Annotated in this window: 30 protein-coding genes and 3 pseudogenes; 23 read left to right on the top strand and 10 right to left on the bottom strand. The window is 34.8% G+C overall.

All coding sequences use genetic code 11. From position 1 onward, the window contains the following. The first annotated feature begins 18 nt into the window (after positions 1-18). Entirely contained in the window at positions 19-732 is a 714-nt protein-coding gene (locus AC2CGN_RS04240) for a response regulator transcription factor (RefSeq protein ID WP_429981146.1), read from the top strand. After that, positions 733-2,139 carry a sensor histidine kinase gene (locus tag AC2CGN_RS04235; protein ID WP_429984887.1) on the top strand — a complete coding sequence of 469 codons (1,407 nt, stop codon included), beginning with the start codon at positions 733-735 and terminating at the stop codon, positions 2,137-2,139. A gap of 209 nt (positions 2,140-2,348) precedes the next feature. On the opposite strand, the gene AC2CGN_RS04230 is transcribed toward AC2CGN_RS04235, so the two are convergent. Both AC2CGN_RS04230 and scpC read right to left on the bottom strand, forming a co-directional pair. Beyond that, on the bottom strand, positions 2,349-2,858 hold the full coding sequence (locus AC2CGN_RS04230; protein WP_484512329.1) for a YfiT family bacillithiol transferase: 510 nt from the start codon (positions 2,856-2,858) through the stop codon (positions 2,349-2,351). 34 nt (positions 2,859-2,892) lie between these two features. Continuing rightward, a complete protein-coding gene (gene scpC / locus AC2CGN_RS04225; RefSeq protein WP_429986921.1) occupies positions 2,893-4,413 on the bottom strand; it encodes a succinyl-CoA:acetate CoA-transferase ScpC in 1,521 nt (506 codons plus the stop codon). Between the two features lie 833 nt (positions 4,414-5,246). On the opposite strand from scpC, the gene AC2CGN_RS04220 reads away from it, so the two are divergent. Beyond that, a complete protein-coding gene (locus AC2CGN_RS04220) occupies positions 5,247-5,642 on the top strand; it encodes a hypothetical protein (protein ID WP_484512327.1) in 396 nt (131 codons plus the stop codon). 108 nt (positions 5,643-5,750) lie between these two features. Here the strand turns inward: AC2CGN_RS04220 and AC2CGN_RS04215 are convergent, their stop codons facing one another. Continuing rightward, positions 5,751-6,635 (bottom strand): LysR family transcriptional regulator, encoded by an 885-nt coding sequence (locus AC2CGN_RS04215; RefSeq protein ID WP_286922970.1) that lies wholly within the window; start codon positions 6,633-6,635, stop codon positions 5,751-5,753. 105 nt (positions 6,636-6,740) lie between these two features. On the opposite strand from AC2CGN_RS04215, the gene AC2CGN_RS04210 reads away from it, so the two are divergent. Then, positions 6,741-7,538, top strand: a complete 798-nt coding sequence (locus AC2CGN_RS04210) for a sulfite exporter TauE/SafE family protein (protein WP_484512325.1) — start codon at positions 6,741-6,743, stop codon at positions 7,536-7,538. Between the two features lie 430 nt (positions 7,539-7,968). Here the strand turns inward: AC2CGN_RS04210 and AC2CGN_RS04205 are convergent, their stop codons facing one another. The 4 genes from AC2CGN_RS04205 to AC2CGN_RS04190 all read right to left on the bottom strand — a co-directional run bounded on the left by AC2CGN_RS04205 (position 7,969) and on the right by AC2CGN_RS04190 (position 10,537). Continuing rightward, complete coding sequence (locus AC2CGN_RS04205; protein ID WP_429986919.1) at positions 7,969-8,610, bottom strand: HAD family hydrolase; 642 nt, start codon at positions 8,608-8,610, stop codon at positions 7,969-7,971. A 24-nt stretch (positions 8,611-8,634) separates the two neighbouring features. Continuing rightward, positions 8,635-9,039 carry an NUDIX domain-containing protein gene (locus AC2CGN_RS04200; RefSeq protein ID WP_429990580.1) on the bottom strand — a complete coding sequence of 135 codons (405 nt, stop codon included), beginning with the start codon at positions 9,037-9,039 and terminating at the stop codon, positions 8,635-8,637. Positions 9,040-9,268: 229 nt separating this feature from the next. After that, positions 9,269-9,820, bottom strand: coding sequence for a sporulation initiation factor Spo0A C-terminal domain-containing protein (locus AC2CGN_RS04195; protein ID WP_283871634.1), 552 nt, complete (start codon positions 9,818-9,820; stop codon positions 9,269-9,271). A gap of 381 nt (positions 9,821-10,201) precedes the next feature. Continuing rightward, positions 10,202-10,537, bottom strand: coding sequence for a Zn-binding domain-containing protein (locus AC2CGN_RS04190; protein ID WP_484512323.1), 336 nt, complete (start codon positions 10,535-10,537; stop codon positions 10,202-10,204). Between the two features lie 877 nt (positions 10,538-11,414). Between AC2CGN_RS04190 and AC2CGN_RS04185 the strand changes: the two genes are divergently transcribed. The 5 genes from AC2CGN_RS04185 (at position 11,415) to AC2CGN_RS04165 (ending at position 15,330) form a co-directional block, all read left to right on the top strand. Further along, positions 11,415-11,792: a BlaI/MecI/CopY family transcriptional regulator gene (locus AC2CGN_RS04185; protein WP_484512321.1), complete on the top strand. Its 378-nt coding sequence runs from the start codon at positions 11,415-11,417 to the stop codon at positions 11,790-11,792. A 1-nt stretch (position 11,793) separates the two neighbouring features. After that, on the top strand, positions 11,794-13,542 hold the full coding sequence (locus AC2CGN_RS04180; protein WP_484512319.1) for a M56 family metallopeptidase: 1,749 nt from the start codon (positions 11,794-11,796) through the stop codon (positions 13,540-13,542). Between the two features lie 289 nt (positions 13,543-13,831). Continuing rightward, positions 13,832-14,092, top strand: coding sequence for a hypothetical protein (locus AC2CGN_RS04175; RefSeq protein ID WP_484512317.1), 261 nt, complete (start codon positions 13,832-13,834; stop codon positions 14,090-14,092). Then, complete coding sequence (locus AC2CGN_RS04170) at positions 14,044-14,562, top strand: M56 family metallopeptidase (RefSeq protein WP_484512315.1); 519 nt, start codon at positions 14,044-14,046, stop codon at positions 14,560-14,562. Before AC2CGN_RS04175 ends, AC2CGN_RS04170 begins: the two co-directional genes overlap by 49 nt. Positions 14,563-14,601: 39 nt before the next feature. Continuing rightward, a complete protein-coding gene (locus AC2CGN_RS04165; protein ID WP_484512313.1) occupies positions 14,602-15,330 on the top strand; it encodes a hypothetical protein in 729 nt (242 codons plus the stop codon). A gap of 310 nt (positions 15,331-15,640) precedes the next feature. Here the strand turns inward: AC2CGN_RS04165 and AC2CGN_RS04160 are convergent, their stop codons facing one another. Further along, a complete protein-coding gene (locus AC2CGN_RS04160) occupies positions 15,641-15,784 on the bottom strand; it encodes a hypothetical protein (protein WP_484512311.1) in 144 nt (47 codons plus the stop codon). 605 nt (positions 15,785-16,389) lie between these two features. On the opposite strand from AC2CGN_RS04160, the gene AC2CGN_RS04155 reads away from it, so the two are divergent. From AC2CGN_RS04155 to AC2CGN_RS04120, 8 genes and pseudogenes are all read left to right on the top strand, one after another. Beyond that, positions 16,390-16,551, top strand: coding sequence for a winged helix-turn-helix domain-containing protein (locus AC2CGN_RS04155; RefSeq protein WP_484512309.1), 162 nt, complete (start codon positions 16,390-16,392; stop codon positions 16,549-16,551). A gap of 97 nt (positions 16,552-16,648) precedes the next feature. Next, the gene (locus AC2CGN_RS04150) at positions 16,649-17,074 is read left to right on the top strand and encodes an ArsR/SmtB family transcription factor (protein ID WP_484512307.1); all 426 of its coding nucleotides are present in this window, start codon (positions 16,649-16,651) and stop codon (positions 17,072-17,074) included. A 275-nt stretch (positions 17,075-17,349) separates the two neighbouring features. Continuing rightward, complete coding sequence (locus tag AC2CGN_RS04145) at positions 17,350-18,522, top strand: MFS transporter (RefSeq protein ID WP_484512305.1); 1,173 nt, start codon at positions 17,350-17,352, stop codon at positions 18,520-18,522. Between the two features lie 256 nt (positions 18,523-18,778). Continuing rightward, a complete protein-coding gene (locus AC2CGN_RS04140; protein ID WP_484512303.1) occupies positions 18,779-18,934 on the top strand; it encodes a hypothetical protein in 156 nt (51 codons plus the stop codon). Between the two features lie 99 nt (positions 18,935-19,033). Next, entirely contained in the window at positions 19,034-19,681 is a 648-nt protein-coding gene (locus AC2CGN_RS04135; protein ID WP_484512302.1) for a DUF418 domain-containing protein, read from the top strand. After that, positions 19,626-19,850, top strand: coding sequence for a DUF418 domain-containing protein (locus AC2CGN_RS04130; protein ID WP_484512300.1), 225 nt, complete (start codon positions 19,626-19,628; stop codon positions 19,848-19,850). Before AC2CGN_RS04135 ends, AC2CGN_RS04130 begins: the two co-directional genes overlap by 56 nt. Positions 19,851-20,085: 235 nt before the next feature. Then, positions 20,086-21,027 carry an alpha/beta fold hydrolase gene (locus tag AC2CGN_RS04125; RefSeq protein ID WP_484512299.1) on the top strand — a complete coding sequence of 314 codons (942 nt, stop codon included), beginning with the start codon at positions 20,086-20,088 and terminating at the stop codon, positions 21,025-21,027. 315 nt (positions 21,028-21,342) lie between these two features. Further along, a pseudogene (locus tag AC2CGN_RS04120) lies at positions 21,343-21,483 on the top strand (YmaF family protein); the annotation flags it as partial. 603 nt (positions 21,484-22,086) lie between these two features. Here the strand turns inward: AC2CGN_RS04120 and AC2CGN_RS04115 are convergent. Then, positions 22,087-22,860, bottom strand: coding sequence for a CsxC family protein (locus AC2CGN_RS04115; RefSeq protein WP_484512297.1), 774 nt, complete (start codon positions 22,858-22,860; stop codon positions 22,087-22,089). Positions 22,861-23,180: 320 nt separating this feature from the next. Between AC2CGN_RS04115 and AC2CGN_RS04110 the strand changes: the two genes are divergently transcribed. The 6 genes and pseudogenes from AC2CGN_RS04110 to AC2CGN_RS04085 all read left to right on the top strand — a co-directional run bounded on the left by AC2CGN_RS04110 (position 23,181) and on the right by AC2CGN_RS04085 (position 25,719). After that, a complete protein-coding gene (locus AC2CGN_RS04110) occupies positions 23,181-23,330 on the top strand; it encodes a YjcZ family sporulation protein (RefSeq protein WP_484512296.1) in 150 nt (49 codons plus the stop codon). Between the two features lie 227 nt (positions 23,331-23,557). Then, entirely contained in the window at positions 23,558-23,662 is a 105-nt protein-coding gene (locus tag AC2CGN_RS04105) for a YjcZ family sporulation protein (protein ID WP_484512294.1), read from the top strand. Between the two features lie 263 nt (positions 23,663-23,925). Beyond that, on the top strand, positions 23,926-24,075 hold the full coding sequence (locus tag AC2CGN_RS04100; protein WP_484512292.1) for a transposase: 150 nt from the start codon (positions 23,926-23,928) through the stop codon (positions 24,073-24,075). A gap of 269 nt (positions 24,076-24,344) precedes the next feature. Beyond that, positions 24,345-24,428: pseudogene (locus AC2CGN_RS04095) on the top strand (helix-turn-helix domain-containing protein); the annotation flags it as partial. A 45-nt stretch (positions 24,429-24,473) separates the two neighbouring features. Further along, positions 24,474-25,318, top strand: a pseudogene (locus AC2CGN_RS04090) (NAD(P)-binding domain-containing protein); the annotation flags it as partial. A gap of 260 nt (positions 25,319-25,578) precedes the next feature. Then, a complete protein-coding gene (locus AC2CGN_RS04085; RefSeq protein WP_484512291.1) occupies positions 25,579-25,719 on the top strand; it encodes a hypothetical protein in 141 nt (46 codons plus the stop codon). 69 nt (positions 25,720-25,788) lie between these two features. Here AC2CGN_RS04085 and AC2CGN_RS04080 read toward each other — a convergent pair whose 3' ends face one another. Further along, positions 25,789-26,265, bottom strand: a complete 477-nt coding sequence (locus tag AC2CGN_RS04080) for an NUDIX hydrolase (RefSeq protein ID WP_484512289.1) — start codon at positions 26,263-26,265, stop codon at positions 25,789-25,791. Positions 26,266-26,298: the final 33 nt, after the last annotated feature.

Here is a 26,298-nt window from a genome sequence, read left to right as displayed (position 1 = left end):
AAAATTAGGTGATGCGCATTGGAGAATTTAAAAGAAAAAAAGATATTAATTGTAGATGATGAATTGGAAATGACAATAATGATTGAGAAGTTTTTACGAAAAGAAGGCTTTTTTCGTATATATACTGCTGCCGATTTTTCCTCAGCTTTGTCGATTTGCCGAACAGTTAAGCCTGATATTGCGATTCTGGATGTTATGCTACCTGATGGTGATGGATTCTCACTTCTAACCTCTATTAGGCAGTTCTCTGAGATACCAGTGCTTTTTCTTTCTGCTCGAGGTGAGGATGAAGACCGATTACTAGGACTGGGTTTAGGGGCAGATGATTATATTGTAAAGCCCTTCCTGCCCCGTGAATTGGTTTTACGACTGACTGCAATTCTAAAAAGAGTCTATTCCTTTCCAGTAACAGAAGATTCAGCTGTCTTTCGATTGGAGGATCTAATCATTGATTTAGATAGCGCTGTTGTAAAAAGAAATCAAGAAGAAATACCTTTAACAGCAAAGGAACATGCAATCCTTCAAAAGTTGTACAATAATAACGGAAAAATTGTCACTAGTGATGCCTTATGCCAGGCTGTCTGGGGAGACGACAGCTATGGTTACGAAAATACATTAATGGTTCATATGAGACGGATTCGTGAAAAAATTGAGCAAGATCCCTCTAAACCAATTCATCTTCTCACAGTTAGGGGTTTAGGATATAAATTGCTACTGAAGGAGACAAATTAGGTGGAAGGAATATTCCGTATACTACGTCGATTCGTCACCGCGACCATCTTTATTTCAATATTTTTGCTTATTTTTAACTTCATTCTGCTAGGGACACTGGTGTTCAAAGAAATTAACCAGCAACCTTCTCCAGAAGGTGTGCTTAAGCAAGTAGCACTAGGATTGGACAAGCAAAACGACAGCTATAGCTTAAATGAGGATACAGTAAAACTTCTGGAATACAATCAGTCATGGGTTATGTTGCTTGGAGAGGATGGCCATGTGAAATGGAATTATCATCTACCTAATGATGTGCCTCGACAATACAATCTAGTTGATGTAGCAAAGTTTTCTCGCTATTATCTTATGAAATATCCTGTCTATATTTGGGAGCACGATGATGGCTTAGTTGTGCTGGGATATCCTAAGGAAAGCCATTGGAAGTATCAATTTGATTTTCTTTCTAACTGGGTAAGTTCTTTGCCACTAAAACTTGTACTACTGCTATTCTTTAATGTGGCACTAGCACTACTGATTTCTATTGTAATTGGCACACGTCTAATTAGAAGAATACAACCCCTAGTAGAGGGAGTTCACAATCTTGCTAGAGAGGAAACAGTCCAGTTGGATTCTAAAGGCTTATTTGGTGATTTGGCAAAAAGCATCAATTCCGCATCAGATAAGCTTCAAAAAAAGACGATTGCCTTGAAGGCAAGAGATGAAGCACGCTCCAATTGGATATCCGGGATTTCTCATGATATCAGGACACCACTTTCTATGATCTTGGGCTATGCAAGTGAAATGGAGGATAATTCAGATTTGCCAAAGGAGCAAAGGCATCAATCTGGTATTATTAGGCGGCAGGGTGAAAAGTTACGCTCACTTGTAAGCGACTTGAATTTGGTCTCGATGCTTGAATATGAAATGCAACCGTTGCATTTGAAGGATATCCGATTATCAGTTTTAGCAAGACAAGTTGTAGCAGATTTTTTGAATAACGGATTGGAAGAGCGATATGACATTGAACTAAAATTAGCTGATGAAGCTATTAAAGTCAATGGAGATGAGAAATTACTACTTCGAGCAATCAGTAATCTGGTCAATAATAGTGTGCATCATAATCCCCAAGGATGCAGAATCATTCTGGAAACTTCTCTATCTGAAGATTCTTCTAAATATTACTTTATTGTCAGAGATAATGGACGGGGAATTCCACAAGAGCAATTGAAAGAGATAACCGAATTACCTTATTCATCAAGAAGAAAGAAGAATGTTCAGCAAGGTCGTGGACTAGGGCTTCCAATGGTAGAACGGATTTTACAAGCGCATCATGGTCGGCTTATTCTTTCAAAAGGAGAAAATCAAAGAGGTTTAGAAGTTATTATGGAATTCCCAATACAAACACAAAATGAGGATGGCGTAAAATAAAACAATATAAAAACCCAGTATTAACAATAAAAACGTTCTCAATTATATCATATTAGAAAAAGTATAACCCCGCTCCAAATTTAGGACGGGGTTATCAATATGGTTGTAAAATTTTTGAAGGTAGATACTTCACAAACAATAAAATCAAATAACCAATAACGTAGGCGAATACTACTTATTGAACCTAAAATACTCCCATACAAATTGGATTACTGTGATAATGCGATTTGTATGTGGGCAAGGTGATGCTCTTCGTGCCAAGCTAACTTTGCCATCTTCGTTGCAACTGTTATTTTACCGTTTGTCTGGTGGGTAAAAATTCTATCTAATTGAACTTCAGTTAAATTATTTCCTAAAAATACGATACGCTCATTTATACCTTCTAGCATTTTAATTGAGGTTTCTACAGGAAGCATTGTATCTGGTTGAATCGCCCACTTTTCTTCATCGAAAGCTGGGACTGTTGGATTCTCATCTGTTAAAGCTAGCTTCAAACGTTGATACATGTTCAACTGTGAATCTGCAATGTGATGAACAAGTTGTCGAACTGTCCACCCACCATCACGATAAGTTCTGCTTAATTCCTCTTCATTTAATGAGCCTACTGTTTCTCTAAGTCGAGTAGTATAAGTGTCAATTTTCTTTAGCCATTCTTGTATTTTGTCAAATGTTACTTTTTCAGGAACCTGTAGTTTGCCAATTGGGTATCTTACATCCATTTTTAGTCCCCTTTTCCCTATTTAACCCCGAATATTAATTTGTTACTTCTTTCTCTTCCATTAACATTGTTCCTTTTTCTATTAGATTTGTATGGAAAGAGAAAGCTTTTTTTAGAATATGTGGTGTTTGTCCACCGACTTTCTCTTTCGCTTCTTCAAAGTAAGCACGTAATTGTGGTCTATACTTAGGATGTGCGATTTCGATAAGCTTTTCCGCTCTCTTTACAGGTGGAAGGCCACGGAGATCGGCATATCCTTGCTCTGTCACAATTACATCTACATCATGCTCTGTATGGTCAATATGCGATACGAAAGGCACAATCGTTGAAATCGCTCCATCTTTTGCTAGCGAAGACGTTACAAAGATGGTAATTTTAGCGTTTCGAGCAAAGTCCCCAGATCCACCAATGCCATTCATAATTTTTGTTCCGTTAATGTGAGTTGAATTGACGTTTCCGTAAATATCTACTTCTATTGCCGTGTTAAAAGAAATGACGCCTAAACGACGAATAACTTCTGGATTATTCGAAATTTCTTGAGGCCTAAACATAATTTTATCTTTGTATTTCTCTAAATCTTCTGCCAATGAATCAACACGCTTTTTCGAAAGGGAGAATGCAGTCCCAGCTGCAAATTTAACGATACCAGCATCAATTAAATCAAAGACACCATCCTGTAGTACCTCAGAAAACACTTCAAGATCTTTAAATTGAGAATTCTTCATGCCATTTAAAACGGCATTAGCAACAGAACCTACGCCTGATTGTAAAGGAGCTAATGACTCTGGCAATTTTCCTGCTGCTACTTCACCGGCTAAGAAGTCTAATAAGTGATTGGCAATTTGCTGTGTTTCTTCGTTTGGTTCAAATAATGGTGAAGGAACATCTGGCTGCTCGGATAAAACGATACCTTTTACTTTTTCTGGATCGACTTTGATACCAATTTCTCCAATTCGATCTGAAACTTTATAAATTGGAATTTCTCTACGCTCACCTTGCTCTTTCTGTACAAAGATATCATGAAGGCCTTCATATGCTTTAGGTGCCGTAGTATTAATTTCAATAATAACGTTTTCAGCTTTTTCTACAAAGATTGGTGAATTTCCTACAGAGCCAGTTGGAATAATATTACCTTCTTCAGTAATTCCAGCTGCTTCGATAATGGCATAATCAATTTTACCTAGTGTTCCTTTTCTTACTTCTTCTGCTGTATGTGATAAATGCTGGTCAATGTAGTATATTTCACCTTTGTTGATTTTCCCACGCATAACAGAGTTTCCTTGGTAGGGAACACGTAAGTTAATGATTTCTGCCTCAGCCATTGATTGGTCAGCAGTTGGCCCTAATGAAGCACCAGTATATAAGTTGACTTTAAAGTTTTCATTCTTTCCTCGCTTTGAAAGTGCAAGTGGAAATTCCTTTGGTTCACCGAATAATGTAAACCCACTCATTCCAAGGTTCATTCCATCTTCAATCCAGGAAGCTGCCTCCTCAGCTGAAACAACCTTGTCCAAAAATGCTGTACTTCTAATGAATTGACTTAAATCTTTTTGCATAAATAATCACCTCGTCATTGTTTTGTGTTACTTTTTTACTTTGTAAATTTTTGGAATAGAAAAATTCTTGACACTATTACTAATCAAAACTCACTTTTCATTGTCTTCATCTGCATGAGTTTCTTGTCTTCATTGTAAAAAGAACTCATTCATTCGTCTATCACATGATTTCTATGATAATGATAGAAAAAAACTATAATATATAACTGTGTAACGAAGTTTGTCTATCTACAAAGGTTACAAGTGTTCCTGTCACTGCTGCTTCGTAATTGAAGACCTCTCTGTCAGTTAAGATTAATTTTCAAACAGGCATAACCATTTTCTCTCATAAATAGTACATGTCTATTAGGTATTTATATGCTAAGAAATATGCGGAAATGATAAATGTTTAAAAGTTGTAATCACAGTGTTGGCGTGATTTATAGCATTTTCATAAACATCACTGTTGGAAAACGAAAAAAAGAAAGTAGAACATTTGGGGAACTTTGTGGGGAACGAATAATATCTTTTATTTAAAATAAACGAGAAAAAAAGCCTTTCTTTTTTAGTTTCTTAAATATTCTAGTTTGAAGATAGGTATTTTAAGCGTAACTATTTTGGTAAAAGCTTACCTACTGTAGAAGTGCACAGCCCTAGGAAGTTTATTGTTTTAACTCTACTATAATGCAGACTAAGAAAGAAATTATAAAATAAAGTTATTAAAAGGTTTTTCAGGAATTATATAGAAACAATGTATTTGAAATTTCTATTAAATTTTTTGGAAGGGGACAGAAATGTGAAAAAAATATAGGGATAATTAGTTACTTTTTGATACTCGTTCTTTTTTACTATCTATGGGAGTATCAAATTCAATAGCTGCTAAGAATGAACCCAAAGACAATGATATAGCTTGGCAATTAAATAATATTGTAACTTCTGTAAGTACAGAGGAATTTGTAATAACTGAATATGTCGATGAGCTGAAATTGGATAAAATTAAACAAAGCACAACTTCAAAATCAAAACGGTTAGAACCAAAAGTTGAATATCGTCTATTAAAATTGGATAGTAAAGGTTCGTTTATAGATACAGGAATTTATAATGTTTTGGAAGATTCAAAGAGTAAAGGCGAATCTGATAGTAATCTATTTGGTTCAATTAGTCCTGGTACTTACAAAATTAAGATCACTAATTTAAATGGGAAAGATTTAAAGGTGCATTCAGAAAGAATTTTGGTTTCTAATAATTAAAATAAAGTATTTTAACTCAGAAACAGCAGCAAACACTGTATACCTTGTAGCCTCCTTTTAACCCCTTTCTTTGCATAATTTCTGGAAATAAAAAAATTAAGCCAGAAGTTAGGACTCTGACTTAATTATATTTTTTAAATAGTGAATGAATGGATGTTCTCTCTCATCCATTCTTCTTGTACAGATATATAGACTTTGATTAATTTCGCCTTGCTGCACAAAGACCCGAGCAAGCCTTCCACATGCCAATGTTTCCGTTACGCTACAGGCTGGTACAAGTGCCATTCCATACCCCGCTTCAACTACCTTTATCGATTCAAGTAAGCCTTGCATTTGTAAACCAAATTTCGGTAATGGGCAATTATGGGTATAAAAAATAGCCTCTAACAAATCAAGAGTTGAACTTCCTCTTTCCCTATATATAAAAGCATGTTCACTTAACTCGAATATCGGTACATCTTTATTTGCTAAAGGATGCTTTGGATGAACAACGAACCAGAATGGGATATCAAGAATTTTCTCAAAGCTTAAATCTTCATGATTGATGTTACTTTGAACAACAAATCCAAAATCAACTTCATAATTAAGCACACGTTGCTCAACAGATTGTACATTTCCTAATGATACATACATATCAACATCTGGATTTTCGAGTTTATAACTAGCAATTATTGGCGGTAAAATATAATTTGTTGAAATATAGGAAGAAGCAATTTGTACCTTCTCTTTTTTCTCTAAAAACGTTTTAAATTTTTTATCAATTTGGTTTTCCAATTGAAACAAACGTAACCCTTGCTCATAAAGAAATTTCCCTTCAGATGTTAGCTGAATTCCTCTCCCCTTACCTGTAATTAATTTAGCTCCCATTTCCCGTTCTAGTTTACGAATCTGGGCAGTGACAGCAGGTTGACTAATATGGAGTGAGCTTGCTGCATTTGTAATGCTCCCTTGCTCTGCGACTTTTGTAAAAATACGCAATGTATGTAAATTCATATTTCCACCCATTCATAACCTTATTTTATGAATAAACAATTTTAATGTATTTGTCTTATTGCTAGTATAACAGTAATTTAAATGTAGAAGTTAGGGGGGTTTTGTTTGGAAAACTTATTATTGGAATGGTTATCAACAGATAATCTTTTATTATGTGGAATTGGTATACTTGCTGCTATTATCGGTGTCATGTTTGGAGCAGCAGGATTTGTATTACTACCTGCTCTTTTATTAGTTGGGATACCTATTCACGCGACAGTCGCAGTTAATAAATTTGCAACAGGAATATCTTCATTTTCGACAATTTTGGTACTTGTATTAAAAAGAAAAGTTAAACTTAAAGAAATGCTTCCATTCATGTTATTTGCTGGATTAGGAGGAATATTCGGTGCATTTTTCACAACAAGATTATTGGAACAAACGATGAATATAATTGCTTGCATTGTGTTAATTGCTATGTTTTTTGTTGTTTTAAAAAGCAAAAAAACTGGGTTAGTAAATGAACAATTAGACACTGAGCAACTAGTTTCTATGCAAGAAGGCAATAAAAAGCTAACTACTTTATTCGTCCCATTTTTTATAGGAACATACGATGGTGGGTTTGGGCCAGGATCAGCACTTTTAAACATCACATACTTTTTAAAGAGGCAATTTAGTTATGTAAAGGCTGCTGAAATGACCCGCTTTGTGACATTTTCAAGTTGTATAAGTGCGTTTATATTTTATTTTTTTTATGGAATTGTTAATTGGGGTATTGCCATTCCGATTACTGTTGGCTCTATAATCGGTTCACACATTGGATTAAAAATTGTCCCTTATATCAAAGGAAGATGGGTACAAATTTTGCTTCCAGCTATTTTTCTATTACTAATTATTCAAGTTGTCTCTGACATGCTATTTTAATGTTTTATTTCATTGCATGAGGATAATAAAAAATGTTCAATTTAAGCTAAATGCTATAACGTATGCTCAAGAATTACGTATGGTATATATATTATAAAACCAAAAATAAGGAATTTGAGATTATTATTGTTTCTAAATAATGTGAAACACATTTTTTATCCTGAATAATGTAATACACACTTTATAAAAAGCTTATAAACTGAGAAGTGCCTTTAATATGATTGAAGCAAATTTCTAACGATGGTTCACCATGAACTATTGAACGCAATTTGGAACTAGGTCAATTTCACTCCTCAAATTTGAAGTGCTGAAAATCTACTACTTGTGACAGAAACAAAAAAACAGGCACTTACATTTAATCAGTGCCTGACGTTTATTTTTGCCACTATTTGTTGAGTAATATAACTCAGTAGTATTGTAGTCATAATTTTTAACAAACACTGTTAATACGATTAATGACTAATATATCTTTTGGTTTTTGTAATAAACCAGTTGGCAAAGCACTTTCTAACTTTTCTTTTTTCCCTTCCCCCCATAGTGCTCCAAAACTCTTAATACCAGCTGCTTTTGCAGCCAAAATATCTGTCGGTTGATCTCCAATATAGATACAATTCTTTGGGTCAACTTGTAGCTCCCTAACTGCTTTTAACAACGGTTCAGGATGTGGTTTGTGTTCTTTACAATCATCTAGTCCTACAATAACATTAAAAAAAGAATAGAGCTTTGTTTTGTGCAGTTCCTGGACAACATATTTTTTATACTTTGATGAGACGATTCCCAATGTAGCCCCTCTACCTTTTAATTCAGTTAACACCTCGTAAATACCATTATATTCTCGAACTTGATTGTTTACCATTTCGTAGTGTCTGAAGAATGATTCGAGTACCTCTATTTTTTGCCCACTAAACCACTCATCTATAATTCTAGTAATCGGTTTTCCTATTAAATAATTTTTTTCTTCATCAGTAAGTTGGCTCTTTCTCATTGCTTCTAAACAGTTACAGCATGCTTGAATATACAATTTCTCGCTATCATGCAGTGTACCATCTAAATCAAATAATATAGTATCCATACTTCCTCCCTAGCAATTCCTTTTTCATTTCAACTGTTTAAGAGCATAGTCTGTTGTAATCGTAATGTTTTCTGGTACACCATTTATCGGGAACCATTGTACTTTCTCTAAAGCATGAGGCTCTTTATTTTGTACTTTACCTTTCATAATATGCGCAATGAAAGTAGGAGCAACATAATGAACATCTTCCGACTGAACAATATGATTTGTCACACATAGTAATCGTTCAATTTTGATGTCAACCCCGAGCTCTTCCTTAATTTCACGTATTACAGCGTTTTCTATTGTTTCCATATAATCAACTTTGCCACCAGGTAAACTCCAATGACCAGCTTCAGGCGATCTCTTGCGTAATACAAGTAAAATCTGGTTATTCTCATCTAATATAACTGCTCCAACCCCGACTTTTGGTAATTTTTCTTTTTCCATTATTATCTCCCCTGCTTTATCCCCATTTTTAAAACATAATCTTATAAATATGTAAAAGATCCAACAAAATCAAAAGTTTTTATCTTAACATATATTGCTAATAAAATCGTCACTCCTATACCAGCTATTAACTTTCCCTACCTAATAAAATTCATAAAAATCCAAATACTGCTTGTTAGTTCCTATCTAAAATTCCATATAGGTGTTCAGTTGAATTGTTTGATGTAGGTTATTCGTTATTGATACGAATAATATTAGCTAGGTAATTAATATACTCGCTATTTGTAGGTTTAATTGTTGTCTTAGTTTCCGGATATTCAAGAATTGATTCCAGGCTTCCTCTACTCCAACTAATTTCAATTGCATGACGAATAGCTCGCTCGACTCTACTAGCGGTGGTATTGTACCTTTTAGCAATATAGGGATACAAATCTTTCTTTTCTTTAGCAATAAGCGTAGGATTCTCATACGTTAGTGCAACAGCATCAATTAGATATTTATGACCTTTTATGTGCGAAGGGACACCCATATTAAAAACGAGATTTGAGATTTTTGCATCAATAATCTTAGGAGAAATTTCTGTGTACTTATTTAAATCTGGTTTCTTAGTAGGTTGGTTGAGTTGACTACTCTTCGCTTCTTTATAACCTGAGAAATACGCAAATTCGGTAAGGTCGTGAACCAATTCACTCATATATTCTGGGTCATTGTATTCTAGTGCCTTTTGCATTCGTTCAATTGTTTTTTCGAGCTTTTCTTTTGTCACTTGATTAATGTTCATTTTATCCACCCCTACTCATTACAGCACGTACAATAAATTTAACTTTGGTGGTTCGGCCTGTTTAGGATTTCTACTTCAGTCGTTCGTTAATATAAACTACTTTGGTAACTAAACATAACCACTCCAAGTTCTTTATATATTGATATTTTTGTTTTTATGTTTCATCTGGTTGATGGTTAGCATCATTTCACAAGTTTTTTACTTTTTCAGGAACATACAGTAATTTAACATCAAAACTACTTCATTGAAAAAATTTGATCTATTTCTATTGCCAGTGTACCATTAATAATTTGACAATCACATTCATTCAGGATATTTCTTCTATAATAAGATAGTACATTCATGAGGATTTAGTCTATATCCGCTCACCCTCTAACTATACTAATAATGATAATTTAATAGTTGAAGTAGCTTGACGACTTTACGTTTTACATTCATCGTAGAGTCTTGTGGACCAAGACAAGACGGGTAGCCAGCTTCACAAGGACAGTTTATAACATGGTGCTGCGCTTTTGTTAATAAGTCCTCCCATAAATCATAGACCTTTTCACTCAATCCGATTCCTCCAGGATACTTGTCATAAACAAAAAATGTTGGCAGCTTATTATGGGATGCTTTAACTTGTGGCACAACTGCTACATCACTGCTATCACATTGAATAAACAAAGGTATAAAGGCATTCATTGCGTAGGCTATTCCAATCATTACCTCGGTCAATTCTGCCTCTGATCACTGGTCTGATAAATGAAGTGATAGCCAGGTTGCATTTGTATGCATCTCATCTAGTGGTAAATGGATTGGACCTGATCCGATATTATCATGAGTACCGAAGCGTATTTTATTGAACTTCCCTTTAAAAGAATGTTATTACATGATTATCTCCACTTTCAAATTATAAGTATTCTACTGCATATAAAATGGAATAGGTGCAAAGTGAACATGAAAAACTGATTAACCGTTGATATGCCAATGATTAAGAAAGACTCACCTCACTTTATATAATGCAGAATACTGCATATAATTGCTTTGTTCTGAAGCTAGGTGGGGCTGAATGAGGCTAATAAAAACTGGGCGAGCGTGTATATAGGAATCTATGATTTGTTTAAATTGAGATGTGGCTTTTCATCGAATATAGATTCACCTCAAACCCATATATATCTTCATCCATTAAATCTAAATAAGTATATTCAAATATTTAAATTCAGGATGTTCCTTGAATTGGTACTCTCATTATTGTAGAAATTCATATATTCATCAACAGCTTTTCATACGATTCAATAAATAAATTCTCAACAATTAAGACTGGTCCCTCAATTCGATGTGAATGACAATGATATCTTAAAGCGATTGTATGGTTTAAAGTGATGATGTTATCCCGACTTTTGATAGAAAAATACCCTTGATACGCCTGTTCCTTCCACATTTGTCGAGATAACTTGAAAGTCGGGATAAACGTTTTGTGAAAACTCCGAGATAGTCTTATTTCGCAGTATTTTCTACAGTTGACGAAATTATTTTTATTAAGCACTTTACATTCATATAAGACAGATGTAGAATACCAACAAAGACAATTGTAGAATATGGAGGAACAATGATGAACACGATAAAAAAGTTGCCTGATGCGGAGTTTGAGATTATGAAAGTGGTATGGGCCAATGAGCCGCCTATTACGACCAACATCATTATGGAACAGTTGGGAAAAGAGAAAGAGTGGAAAGCACAGACTATTCTTACTTTGATGCTCCGGCTGGTTGAGCGTGGTTTTATCAAGACGGAAAAAAACGGGAAAGAACGCACTTACTTTCCACTTATCAGTAAAGAGGATTATTTAAAATTTGAAACAGGCGATTTTATGGAGCGGTTTCATGAAAACTCCTTTGCCAGTTTGGTGGCGACTCTCTATGATGGCAAAAAACTAAAGAAAAACGATCTTGACGAAATAGCAAAATGGCTGGAAGAAATGAGGGATTAATGTGCAGGAGTTTTTCATCACGCTACTCTACTGCTCTATTTCAATGTCGCTGGTAACACTTGTATACTTAGCGATGATGCCCATGTTGTCAAAACGATATTCTGCGAAGTGGCTGTATATCGTTTGGTTGGTTATAGCGATAGGTTGGACCCTTCCGTTTCGTCTACACATTGACCTATCGTTTCTATCGGTGCAGACGTTGAATGATCCCCTAACCGCCTCACAACAGATGCCTGTGCAAATGGACATTGGTGCTTTAATGCCAACTGTACCCTCAATAGAAGGTATGGCTGCCATTTCCTTGTGGCAAATGTTTGCTGGGATTTGGATTGCTGGGATTATCTTAATCATGATGTACCATGTCCTGCAACATAGACGCTTTACGAAAATGGTAAGTCGTTGGAGTGAACCTATAAACGACTTAACCGCTTTGAATATTTTGAATACTTTGAAATCTAATCTAAAAATCAAAGCGCCGATTGCACTGAAAGTATGCCCGGGTATCACTAGTCCCATGCTCGTTGGTTTGTTCCAACCGACAATTTTACTGCCTCCTTATCCAATTGCCGAAGATGAAGTGCAGCTGATTCTAAAGCATGAGTTAATCCATTACAAACGGCATGACCTATGGTACAAGGCGCTTGTATTAATCGCAACATCACTTCATTGGTTTAATCCTATCGTCTATCTGATGGCAAAGGCAACTGCGGCACAATGTGAAATCTCCTGTGACTCGCAGGTATTACAGGGCACTGATTTTCAGCGAAGAAAGCAGTATGGAGAAATGATAATTGGAATCGTTAGAAAGTCAACAGAACACCTTACCGCATTATCGACAAATTTTTATGGAGGGAAAAAGGGTATGAAAAATCGTATTTCTTCAATTATGGACACGAAACAAAAGAAAGCTGGCGTTGTAATCCTTTGTTTGGCGCTGGTAGGTATTATAACTACTGGAGTTAACTTTGCAGCAGCCTCAGATAAAGAGCGTACAAATGCTGTTGAAAGCAATGTCTCACTTTCTTATGGAGAAATTGCAGAAAAGAAGCAGAAACATAAAGAAGAAAAAGCAAAGCAGTATTCGGTCTACTCCAAATATGGATTAACCTATGACAAAGAAAAAGACAGATTTTTTTATAACGGTCAACTGGTGAGATTTTTCGCTGATAAGCTGAATGAAAACGGAACTTACAACTCATTTAGTTATACAGATGGCGATATTGATTTGCGCGGTATTCGTAATGCTAAGTATGAACTTATAGGCATAGAGCCTGTGAGTCAAGAAGAATACAGCAAACGAACGGCAAAAATACAGGCTTCCAAAAACTTCTCCGGTGCTCAGGAAAATGCTGGTGCTGGTTCCGCTAACACTAACTCCGTTGCTGTTGAGATAGGCGACCCAAATAAGAATTCAAGCGGCGTAACTGGTGCAACTCAAGAGAATGTGGTTGGTAATAGTTTAACCAACAACCGTTCAGGTGCAAGCGAGGTTGGAGATCCGAACTATGTGGACAATTCCCTTAATGCTTATACTAAGTATGATGTTTCTTATGATAAGGAAGTAAAAGTTTGGATGTATAAAGGCAAACCCATTTATTGTCTTTATGACAAAGGATATACCACATTTTTAGATAATAGCAGCCTCGCGCTTAAAGAAGGTTTGTCTTTGAAGGTGATTAGAAATACTAATGGGAGTATTAAACGTCTTACTGAAATGACAGAAGCAGAGATTAATGTACTACTCAACTGACATAATTACAGGCTTACCGTTAGCCGAACAATTAATATTTTCAACAGGAACAAAAACCTTTGTTTTGGCGGTAAAGTAACCATGCGGTAGCCTACTTTCTCTCATCGGGAATAGATGAGTGATAATAATGGTCTTTGACTGAAAAATACTACTGATGCCACTATGACCGATTTTGAAAAGTGGCTGAAAGAAAGGAAGGATTAATATTCAGGATTTTTTAGTTATTCTGATTCAATGTTCTGTTTCTATGTCGTTGGTAACGCTCGCATATGCGTCCATACTACCTCTTTTGTCAAAATGGTATGCCGCAAAGTGGCGATATATGGTTTGGCTGGTGATTGCAGCAGGTTGGATATTCCCTTTTCGCCCCCGGATTGACCTGCCAACTCTCCCTATGCAAATACCGGATATGCTTGTAACGCCTGTACAGCCTATTATTAGCGTTATACCTTCTACGTTTGTTACAGGGGATATTGTGAATGTTCCTGGCATAACCCCCTCATGGTGGACACTTGCAACGATTTGGATTTTAGGTGTTGTAAGGTCATAGGTTATCATGCTTTACGGCACAGGCGATTTATGAAGATGGTACACCGATGGAGAGAGCCTGTAATCGAGTCGAAGTGGTTAGGGATTTTGGATAGCTTGATGTCGGAACTAGAAATTAAAACAAGGGTAGGTTTATGCGTTTGTCAGAGCATATCTAGTCCTATGCTCGTCGGCTTTTTCCGGCCTGTCATTTTACTGCCGCCTATCAAAATTACAGATCATGAATTATCGCTTATTCTGAAACATGCGCTCGTTCATTTCCAACGGCATGATCTCTGGTCTAAGGCATTTATATTGGCAGCAACCGCACTCCATTGGTTTAATCCCGTAGTCTATCTCATGGCAAAAGCGACTGCGGCACAATGTGAAATCTCCTGTGACGCGCAGGTTTTGCAGGGCGCAAATTTTCAGCAACGTAAGCTATATGGGGAAGCTATTATAGGTATTGTCAGAAACGGGGCAAAGCTTTAAACAGCATTATCATCCAATTTTTATGGAGGGAAAAAAGGCATGAAAAACCGCATTTCTGCAATCATGGATACAAGACGTAAGAAAGCTGGTGTTGCAATCCTTTGTATGACGCTAGTGGGTATCATAACGACTGGAACTACGTTTGTCGCTACCGCAACAGACAACAGTATAGCCAGTATGATGGGGATGACCGACAACGAAACAGGACAAACCAAAACAAGTGTGGATGGCGGAAAAACTTGGATGGGCGAGAAAGAGTACCAAAAGATGTATCCTGCGTCTGATATCGTTTGGTGGACCTATAATGAATATAAAGAATGGTTAGAAGAGGAAAAGAAAACCTTGCTAAATATGATTGGTTTGAAGGCTGACTATTATGATGTAAATGGCGTCTTACACGAGGAAATCATCACACAGAAATGGGTCGACGAAGCCATCCCACGATATGAACAATTACTAGAAAGCATTAAAAATGGCGCGTTGGTCTCAAAGTCAGTCGATGGTGACGAAAATGTAGGAATGGTCATGAATTTATTCGATTCAACTGATACAGCGCATGCTGAAGGGTTTGTTCTCAATTCTTTAGCTCCCCCTTCTGTTACATATAGCACTGCAATACCGCTTGAAGACGGCAATACGATCGATTCAGGCCCTTATGCGACTAAAGAAGAACGTTTGGCAGCGATAAAAGTATTTTTCGAAAAACAAGTTAAAGCGGGCAAAATGACACAACGAAAAGCATACGAGATATTGAGCGAATACAAATAAGTATAATTGGAGAGTACACAGAATGTCGCCCTACGGTAAATAAAAAAAACGTAGTTATGGCGGCTGGATATCTATGCGCCTAAACAGAAGAATGGGAGCCAAACGGCGGTTTTGAAACTTTGAAATAAAGTTTGATCAAAAACACCTTACAAACTGTTTTTTATGGTAAAAAGGAAGAAGAATCCATTTCAAAAAATGATTGATCAAAATGGATTCTTCCTCATCAGATTTAAGTTTGATTTTTATATAAAGTTGGATCATTTTCTACTTTGTTCCACAATTGCGCACTCAAATGGAATAAGTCCTCTGCTTATTCTAAATGATTTGACATTATTAACTGTTCAAACTCTTGTATCCCTGCTTTTTCACCGAATAAAATCTTCTCTAAAGTAAGAATTAACAAATGTGGTATCTTGTTTAGCTCATTATCCGTAAAGTCTAGGTTATTTAGCATTATTATAGCTTTGTTACATCCCTGTAACTAATTAACCCTTGAACAATAACATGCCCAATATCCGTCGTGAAGAATAATCTTCTTATATTGAGGATGGTTCTCTATTTTCCAACCAAATCCATATCCTCCAAAACTTTTGTGCAAACAAGGACAATAGGGCATTTAATAAATGCATGTATTTAACTCAAACTAATTCGAGAACTTTCGATAAGTCCTCTATTTTTATTTTATACTTTTCTTCTATTAACTTTTGATGTATCTTTAGCACTTTAGGAAGCACAATGAACAATCCGCTTATCGCTCTTACAGGAGTACAAGGAAGTCTTATTCCATAAATTTGTCCCTTAATTAGGGAAACAATCGATGCAACCATTTTCTTTCTTACTGCACAATTAACAGATTTAGATAAACTTTCCGGATTTGCATTGGGTGCAGACCATTATATTACAAAAACCTTTCAATCCACTTGAAGTCGTAGCAAGGGTAAATGTACATTTACCCCGACATACGGGAAAAATATCAAATATATCTCAAATTACCAATATGGAAAAGATCATGTAAACATACTTTCTTAAGTAGTTACCGTAGAGGAATGGATCGTAGAATTGCCCACTCAGGTACCAGCTCTTGCTTTCTATAAACATCCAAATCAGCTATTCAGTAAAAGCCAACTTTACGAAAAAATATGGGGTGAAGAATTTTCAGGTGAGGATAATACTGTTGTGGTACATATCGGAAAATTTGGGAAAAGATCAAGAAAATCCTAGCAAGCCGCATCCTATAAGTGCCTCTTTATATTTGAAATGGGTATGTTAATGTTCTTCATCAATTTCATAAGTGAATCTACTGTGTAAAGGAGCGGAGATGAACTGGACAGTAATAAATGTTAACTTTTCATTTCCTCTAAAAATTTGTATAATTCCTACATTAAAATTATTGACTTCAAATAATGCTCATGCTATCATCCTTTTATCTTTCTGGATATATAGAAATATGAAAGTGGTGATTAATTTGAAAATGGATAATGATACAAAACAAGCAATTAGTATTTTTAAAGCATTAGGTGAAGAAAACAGAATGAAAATAACTAAGATTCTTGTAACTGAAAACAATCTCTGTTGCACTGAAATATCAGGGGAACTTGAATCAATTGCTGGATCGACACTCTCTCATCATTTAAAAATCCTTACAGACTGTGGTATCCTAAGCACTTACAAAAAAGGAACGTATAAATACTATCAAGTAGATCATGAATTATTAAAGCGTTTTGCTCCATTTGTTTTGGAGTAATTCGTATAACCAATTATTCGATGTAATTCATAAATATTTGAGAAGAAAGTCATTACTTAAAACCATTTTTCAATTTTATTGCGCTTTGTATTTCGATACATATCGAAATAAGCTAATTTTTTTGGAGTAGTTATATTTGTGAAGAGAATAGTTTTTTGAACAAAAATACATTAGTAATTCATGAATAATGTATTAAGAGAGTTATTTCTTATTTATTATTGCATTTTATATTTCGATACATATCGAAATATAGCAGATTTGGGAGGTAGTTATATTTGAGTAAAACATGGTTAATTTTCTTTTTAGCAATTATCAGCTTTCTTTCAGGTACGGATGAATATATCATTGCTGGAATTTTAGATAAAATTGCTGAAACTAACGACATGTCAATCGCATCAACGGGTCAGTTAATTACTGCTTTTTCAATCTCATTCGGATTACTTACTCCGATTGTAATTGTACTGACAAGAAACATGGATAGGAAAAATCTACTAATGGTTGCACTACTAATTTTTTCTCTTTCAAATTTTATAGTAGCAATGTTTGGGAACTATGTGATTATGTTTTCAGCCCGTATTGCTTCTGGTATCAGTGCAGGACTAATAGAGGTAACTTTACTAACTATTGCAACCACAATCGCTGAACCAAAAAAGAAAGGGAATGCAATAGCCACTATCATTACAGGTTTTAGTATGTCTTTAATTGTAGGAGTTCCTTTAGGTAGATTCCTAACTTCACTAATGGATTGGAGATTTATTTTTATAGCTTTAAGTGTTTTAGCGATATTATTCTTAATCCTTATTTACAAATTAATTCCTAGTATGCAGGGAGAAGAAGAAAAACCCCTTAAAGAACAGTTGACAATATTAAAAAACAATAAAATTGCTTACATTTTGATTGTGACTTTCCTTTGGATGTTTAGTTATTTTATTGTCTTCTCTTATATTTCTCCTTATCTACTTCAAGTGGTGAAAGTTTCAGGAAATACCGTTAGTATCGCATTACTTATCTATGGATTATCTAGTTTAGTGGGCTCAAAACTAGGTGGTTTTAGTACAGATAAGTATGGTGCAATCAAAACTATTTTCCTTGGAATGAGTCTAAATGCATTTGGGTTAATATTATTTTCACTTGTGGGAGAATCATCATGGATATTTATAATTCCCTTAATAATCTGGGGGATAGCAGCTTGGTCGTCAGGTTCAGCATTGCAATTTAGATTGATCTCTCTTGCCCCTACTGCTGCCAGTATCATCCTTAGTTTATACACTTCCATTTCTCAACTTGGGATGGCTTTTGGTTCAGGAATCGGTGGACTAATTGTTAATTTGGGTTCTTTAAATTTGATAACCTGGGTTGGAGCTTTAAGTGTGATACTTATCTCCATTAGTCTTTTAATTGTTAATCCAAAAGAAATAGTAAAATCTCAAAAAACAAATGATTTTTAAGGAGAAAAAATCCATCTTTTCTTAAGATAATTTCAATCATCTCCACAATAGTACGTTCATCCTCTAAACTAAAATTGACGCATCTTGCATTCTATCACCTACTTTTAAGATTTCTTTAAGGCTGTCATTATTTAGCCATAAGCTTTACTAAGTATACTATGTATAAGATAACCAATTAAGGAGATACAACACAACGACAACAAACCGTGTTACCTTCATTGATACAATGCGTGGATTTAGTTTATTTGGCATCTTAATGGCGAATTTACTGATTTTCCAATTTGGCACGTATGGTAAAGATGAGCTTCAACATCTTTCAACCATTGATAATGGTGCTTTATATTTCATAAAAATCTTTATCGAAGGATCATTCATGCCTATTTTTACAATTTTATTTGGCTTCTCTTATTAAAATGATTGAATCCATTCGAAAAAGAAAAAATAAATGCCGTTGGTCCATTTTACGTCGTGCCACTGGGCTTCTTGCATTTGGCTGGCTTAATTCACTGTTATGGGAGGGAGATATTCTTCTATCTATGGCTTTATGACTCTATTTTTACTTCCTTTTATTAACTGTAAGCCAAAAACACTTTTTATTTGGGCAGGAATTCTTTTTATACTGACAACTCCTTTAACATTCGGTCATACGGAGAAATCTAAAAAAGAACAAAAAGAGTTAGCAACCTACATCGAGCAATCAGATGATGTGTATGCAAATGGAAGTTATTTAGATATTTATGATTTTCGAGCAAATACTTTACCTCCTGGAATGGATGATCCTTCCTATATTTTCATCATCCTTATATTTGCACCTATCTTCTACGCTCCTTTGTTCCTACTTGGTATGGGATTCGCTAAAAAGCAAGCATTTGTGAATATGGAGGACGAGAAAAAATGGTATAAACTAGGTGCATTACTTGTTCCGATTGGGCTAGCTTGTAAAAGTTTTAGTTTTATAGAAAATAATTTCTCAAATCTCTTGTTAATGGGAGGCTCACAGCTCTTAGCAATTGGCTATGTCTGCCTAACAGCACTATTAATTAAATCTCGTCCTGTTCACTTGCTCTCCCCTGTCTTTGAAAGTGGTGGTAACCAATTATCTAATGCAAACCATTATTTGTACAACAATCTTTTACGGATATGGACTAGGCTTATATAGTAAGCTAGGCATTTTTGGCGGCATTGTATTCGGGATTGTAGTTTATAGTTTACAATGTGCGTTCAGCATTGCCTATTTAAAGAAATTTAAACGTGGCCATTCGAAACAGTACTGCGAGCATGGACAAATTGGTCATGGAATGGACAGATTAAGAAGAAAGGACGGATAACACATGAATAGTGACATCAAAGAGGTTTAAAAAGACATGACTCATCGTAGTTTTAAGCATCTGTGCAGTTGTTGATGTTGTTAATTATATTCAAGTTTCTACCTCGGCACCAAACAGTCCGCTTGAACAAGCCATTTGTTGGTGAAAAACAACCAATAGGCATTAAATAGCTATTCATCATACAATAAAAAATGTATATTTATTTAATACAAAAATAGGATGGTAAAAAGATTTTATGAAAAAAGCTGGTAAATTTATTATGACAACTCTATTAGCGATTATTGGAATTGTTATTATTACTTTCGCAGGGTTTTATACAAATAATAAAATTAAATTAAAAAAAGAAGCAAATTTGATTACGCCTTATGGAGAAATGATCAAAGTAGATGGTGGTAAAATGAATGTGAGCATTTTAGGTAAAGGAGATAAAACAATTGTTCTCTTACCTGGCTTTATGACTGCTGCGCCAGCTATTGATTTTAAACAACTGACAGATAAGCTTCAAACAAACTATAAAGTTGTTGTAGTTGAGCCTTTAGGATACGGAATGAGTGATGATACAACAAAAGAAAGAACTGTTGAAAATATAACTTCTGAAATACATGAAGCATTAGAAAAAATGAAAATAAACAAATATATTCTGATGGCTCATTCAATTTCTGGTGTTTATTCTCTAGATTACATAGATAAATATCCTGAAGAAGTGGAAGGTTTTATTGGAATTGATAGCAGCCTACCTTCTCAAGGTGAGGCTGAAGATAATGGTGAAAAATTAGTAAGATTTCTAAGTAAAACTGGACTAATGAGACTTGTCAGTGTTACAAATCCCACTATGATGAATATACCTCCAATTGATAATTCAAATATTGAACAATTCAAATATGTCTTTTTTAGAAGTATTGGGTCAAATGCAATGACTAGTGAAGGTGGATTAATGGCTAAAAATTTTGAGGATACCATTCATCTAAATTACCCTGAAAATCTGCCTGTCCTTTATATCATGTCCTCAGAAAGCACTTCCCCTGATCCAACTTGGTTAAACTTACATAAAGATATGATTGAAGGAAGGAAAAACAGCAAAATCGAAATACTTGAAGGTGGACATTACTTGCACCATACTCAATCAGAAGCAATAGTTAAATATGTGAACAGCTTTCTTAATGAACACAAGTTATAAAAAAAATCGTAAACATTATTTATGTTTACCTTTTGATTGAAAATTTAAGACATGATTTAGGTGCGAAACGTTATGAATTGTAGCAAAGAAATCGAGTAGGAGACTAGCCATTAATTGACTAGTCGACCTCTCACACCACCGTACGTCCGGTTCCGTATACGGCGGTTCAGTCCCTTAAGTATCTGAGCTCATAAAGCTGGGTTATATCTTTCAATCCCCACTTTGTGAGCTTTTTATTTGTTATCGCTTGATGTATAATCTCGTTTCTCGATAGTTTTGCTAAAATAGTAGCATGGGCTAACTTGAACGCGGCTGCAGGTTGCAATAGAAACAGGCCCTGCTATCCGCGTTAGCGATGATAAACATGTACACTTTGTCAAAGGTACTACTACACTTGATGATGGGCATGTACATCAACTAGAATTTGCTACATTGATTCAAAAGCCTCTCGTATAAAAGGTATACAAAAGCTGATTTTCTGTATGTTCAGAAACCGGCTTTTTAATTTCTCTCTTGTTCAATTACAATTACCCTCCATCAGATGGAAACCTAATCGAAGTTTCCAACTACTATTTTCTAGTAATAAAAAAGCCCATGCTCAAATTAATTGAGTACCTGGTTATTTTTAGAGAATCAACCTATACAACTTCGTAACAAACAGTAAAATTATGATCGAAATCAACAGGTACCATACTTATTTTAATTACTTTTTATCATTTTTTCGCTGCTGAATCGTAATAAACAACACAATTAAACGGTCAGTCGTCATTGGGGATGCACAATTTCCAAAAGGCTTTATCAAAAACAAATTTAAATACAACGTTGAGAGCTTATCGAAATTCAATCTAATATTATTAAAATTAGGCTGTTTTCTCAAAGATTGTTTCTATTAAAACAAAAAGGCAGTTGAAATTCAGATATCAACTAAACTTTCAACTGCAAAATTAAATATTAGATTTTTATCAGTACCTATTAAATATTCCAGTTTTGTTTTTTCCATCACATTTTTTTAGTGGACTGCCTCTTTATTTGTTCTGTTCCTCTAAAAACTAAAGACTATTAGGGACTAGTAGGAGGAGTAAGTCCGAAAAGAACAGGAGTTATTACAGTACTACCAGCGCCAAGGCGGACTTGTTGAACTTGCAGTACTTTTACTGTAAGATCCAGAACAATTTTTTCACGCAATGTGCTGAATGTACCTTCGGGTGCTGCCATAATTGGTGAAAAATCAAGTTCAAAGAAGTTTGCAGCGACTAACTCGCCAAATGGTTGTTCATTGTATTTAACGAGATTTTGGAAGAAAGCCTTATCCAATCGAGCATCCAATTGAGTTCTTTCATTTAGGAAGTTCGCTTCGGCAAACTCGGAAATTCCTAAGATTGGAGTAGTGCCTCCAGGTGTTTGTGGGAAAAAAAGTTCTGTAAAACCAGAAAACGGAACGTCTGCAATTCTATCCTGTAGTGCTCCATTACAATTAGCTGAAGCATATTCTATATTTTTGCGAATATGCCCTGCTACAAACAATTTAGCTCTTGTTACCCTAAAAAAGTCTGTGTTAGCAATACGTGCAAATCTAACCGGTACTAATTTAACTTGATTTAGGAAAACATTTTTTTTCACTCTTTTGATTTCAGTTGCTGCAGGACTAAGCGTAATATCCGACTCCACAACAATTTGAAGTGTTGGTTCTGCAAGTACAACTGGAATTTTAATAGTTGGAGCTGTAACCGGTGTAGCGGCTAGTGGAGTAACCTCACTAGTTAATGGTATTAGTTCAGTTGATGTTACTGGACAAGGTGGTATTTGATTTTGATTTTCTGATTGACCACTCAAAAAAATTCCCTCTTTTCATTTTTTTAGTTATTAGAGAGCGCTCTCTATATTGTTAGAATATGGAGTGATTAAATCTATGTATGGACGTGTATACTAGTTTTTTCTGATTTTAAAAATGAGATTTTTGAGTTAAGAGATAAGAATGAGCACAAAATGCTAGGTATTCACCATTTCTAGCCCATTATTTCTAACTTATTTCCAAACTGGCTCACTAACAGAGCATCCCCATCTTACTCCTACATATTTTTTATTAGGATGAATATCTCCTTAATTTTCTTACAACTATACATATTATAGATTGTAGAAAGGAGGGATATTTCATGGGATACTACGGAAATATCGAAAATTACAACAACAATTGTTATTATGGAGGCTATAACGGTGGTAGCTATGTTGGCGGTTCCTCATTCGTCCTAATTGTTGTTCTATTCATTCTACTAATTATTGTCGGCGCTACTTTCTTGTATTAATCGCTAAAACTGTTTTATTAAACAACATTGGAATAAAAAATAATATAAAGTTTATTAGCCAAACACCTCCTTATTATAAGGTCACTTTTACAAGAGTGATCTTTTTTAATTCACTTGATATATAACCAAGACATTTATTTTTTAAGATAAATTTATTAAATAGATATTTATCGCAGTTCATTTTATCAACCACTCATATTATAGACATAGAAAGGAGGGAAATTATTATGTCTGAATATGGTAGTGGTTATGGATCTGGTTCATCATTTGCTCTAATTGTTGTTCTATTCATACTTTTAATTATTGTCGGCGTTAGTTTCATCAAATATTAATGTCTAATACCGCCCCTAATGCTCATAACAAATAAAATAATACAAACTTCCCCTTTCAAATCTTAATTAAGGGTCACTCTCCTCCGTGTGACCCTTTTAATTTTTCCTTACGTAATTTGATATAGTATTAGATTAAACATTTGTATTTTAACAAATGTAATTTCTTGAAATAAAAAAAGCCAAAGTACTCTCCTTTTTGATATGATCCCTATTAGGTAGACAGATTAAAAAATAAAATCTGTTTATCTAGGGGAGTATTTTTGATGGGGCGAAGCAAACATTCACTTGAGTTAAAACTACATATCCTTCAATTGTTTGAAGAAGGTCAATATTCTATAAGGGAATTGTGTGAAAAGTTTTCAGTAAATGATCAAACTTTATATAGTTGGAAAATGAAATATGAGGCAGGTTAACGTGAAGGATTACAAGAAGCGACTTCATGTAAATTCTATTCAAAAGAGTTAAAATTGGCGGCTGTGGAAGACTACATTCAACGGAATTATTCACAATTAGCAGTACCTCTGTTTTAAAAAGGTAGGTAAAAAAGTATACTAGTCATAGTGAATTAAAAGATTCAGATAAAGGAGTGAGTCGAGCTATGACAGAAGGAAGAAAGACAACTTTTGAAGAGCGCATTGAAATTGTCAACTACTGCTTGAAGCACTAGAAAAATTATCAGTTAGCAGCACAAACTTATGGTGTTTCGTATCAGCAGGTTTATCAATGGACGAAGAAATTTGAAGCAAACAGTAAAGAGGGATTACGTGATCGCCGTGGTCACACAAAAGAAGAAGTTGAATTAACTGTCGAGGAGAACAACGCATTGCCTACAAAGGATGAAATCGCGGATTATCTTGCAGCATATGCGAAACGTTTTTTATTACCGGTGAAAATGGAGACAACTGTACATAAAGTCCAAAAAATAAAAAATACATTTAAAGTCTCTACTGATAAGGGGATATTTCATTCTAAACATGTAATCAGAGCATCTGGGGCTTTTCAGAAACCGTTCATTCCTGCAATATCCCAAAGTCTTTCAAAAGAGGTGTTTCAAATTCATTCTTCCCAATATCAATCACCTGAGATGATTCCAGGTGGTCCTATTCTTGTGATTGGAGGAGGGAATTCGGGTACACAAATTGCTACTGAACTTGCAGAAAATCGTGAAGTAACCATTGCTATTAGCCATCCATTTAAATTTTTACCTGTTAATATTATGGGCAAAAGCATTTTTTACTGGTTAGAAAAGATTGGTCTATTATATGCAGGAACGGATACAAGGCGCGGATCTTGGTTTCAAAAACAAAGTGATCCTATTTTCGGCCTTGAATTAAAGCATCTGATTCGGGAAGAGAAAATTAATATAAAACCAAGAGTCATAAAAACACAAGGAAGAGAAATAATTTTTAATGATCATAGTAAAAAAACGTGCAAAATATTATTTGGTCAACAGGATTTGTTCCTGATTACAAATGGATAGACATAGAGGGAGTTTTAGATGCAAAAGGTTTTCCTCTTCATAAAAGAGGGGTAAGTCCCATACAAGGGTTATATTATATTGGACTACCGTGGCAACACCAAAGAGGGTCGGCACTTATTTGTGGGGTAGGAAAAGATGCTAAGTTTTTATACTCAGTTCTGGAAAAGAGCGCATAGTAATCAATATAGTATTCATATTTTAATAGAGAGCAATTACAAAGCTGGTAAAGCCAGTAATAGCAAGGCTTTCACGACTTATTATTTTGATTTTCAAAAGGCGACTATTCCACAGCTTGAATTGGATTCCCTCTCTTTGTAATTACACAGGCTGCTGAAAAAATACACATGATAATTGTCCAGTTAAACCATATATAAATGATAAAAGAAATAGACAAAACATTATTAAAGCAGTCAAAGATATTTTAACAAATAAAGAAATGGCACATAAATACATTGATTCAGATTTTGATGAAGATGAATTACAAAAATTACAGTTAGAAATTAAACGGCAAACAAAACAAGAACAAACAATTCACGAAAAAATAGACCAGCTACTAGATTTGAAACTGCTCCACTAATTCAATAGGGTATTTTCTCAAAGATTGTTGCTTCTGGTTTTGCTATCTTCTTCAATTAGCACCGTTAGATTAAGTATTTTCTTTCGCAAACTTTTGCTTGTTGTTAATCTGATTTAATAACCTTTTGTTCAATTCCCATAACGCCGTTTTATTGCTATCCCATTTCAAAAGCGTTACTGCCTCTTCAAAACATAACCATTTGTAGTTGAGGTGCTCTTTTGATAAAGTTATATCTTTTGTAGGAACTTTAACACCAAAAGAAAATTCTTTTAATACATAAATGTCTTCTCCCCAAAGGAAGTTCCCAACTACATCTTCTACTGGTAGTGAAGACATAGAATCTAATTCAATATATGGATAATCTTTTGTAATACCAGCCTCTTCAAATGCTTCTCGTTTAGCTGATTCAATAGGAGTCTCATCCTCTTCCCCACCACCTGCTAATCCCTGCCAATACCCATAATCACTTCTCTTAAAAATTGCATATTCAATAGAATTGTCAGTGATTATATAAGGTAATACCAAAACTTGATAAGGCGCCCTCATTACTTATCTCCTCTCATTTTCATATTCAATTAC

The sequence above is a fragment of the Lysinibacillus sp. DFXJR4 genome (assembly GCF_057196045.1).
Note: the sequence above shows the minus strand (reverse complement) of the source record. Positions and strands in the feature narration are given on the sequence as shown.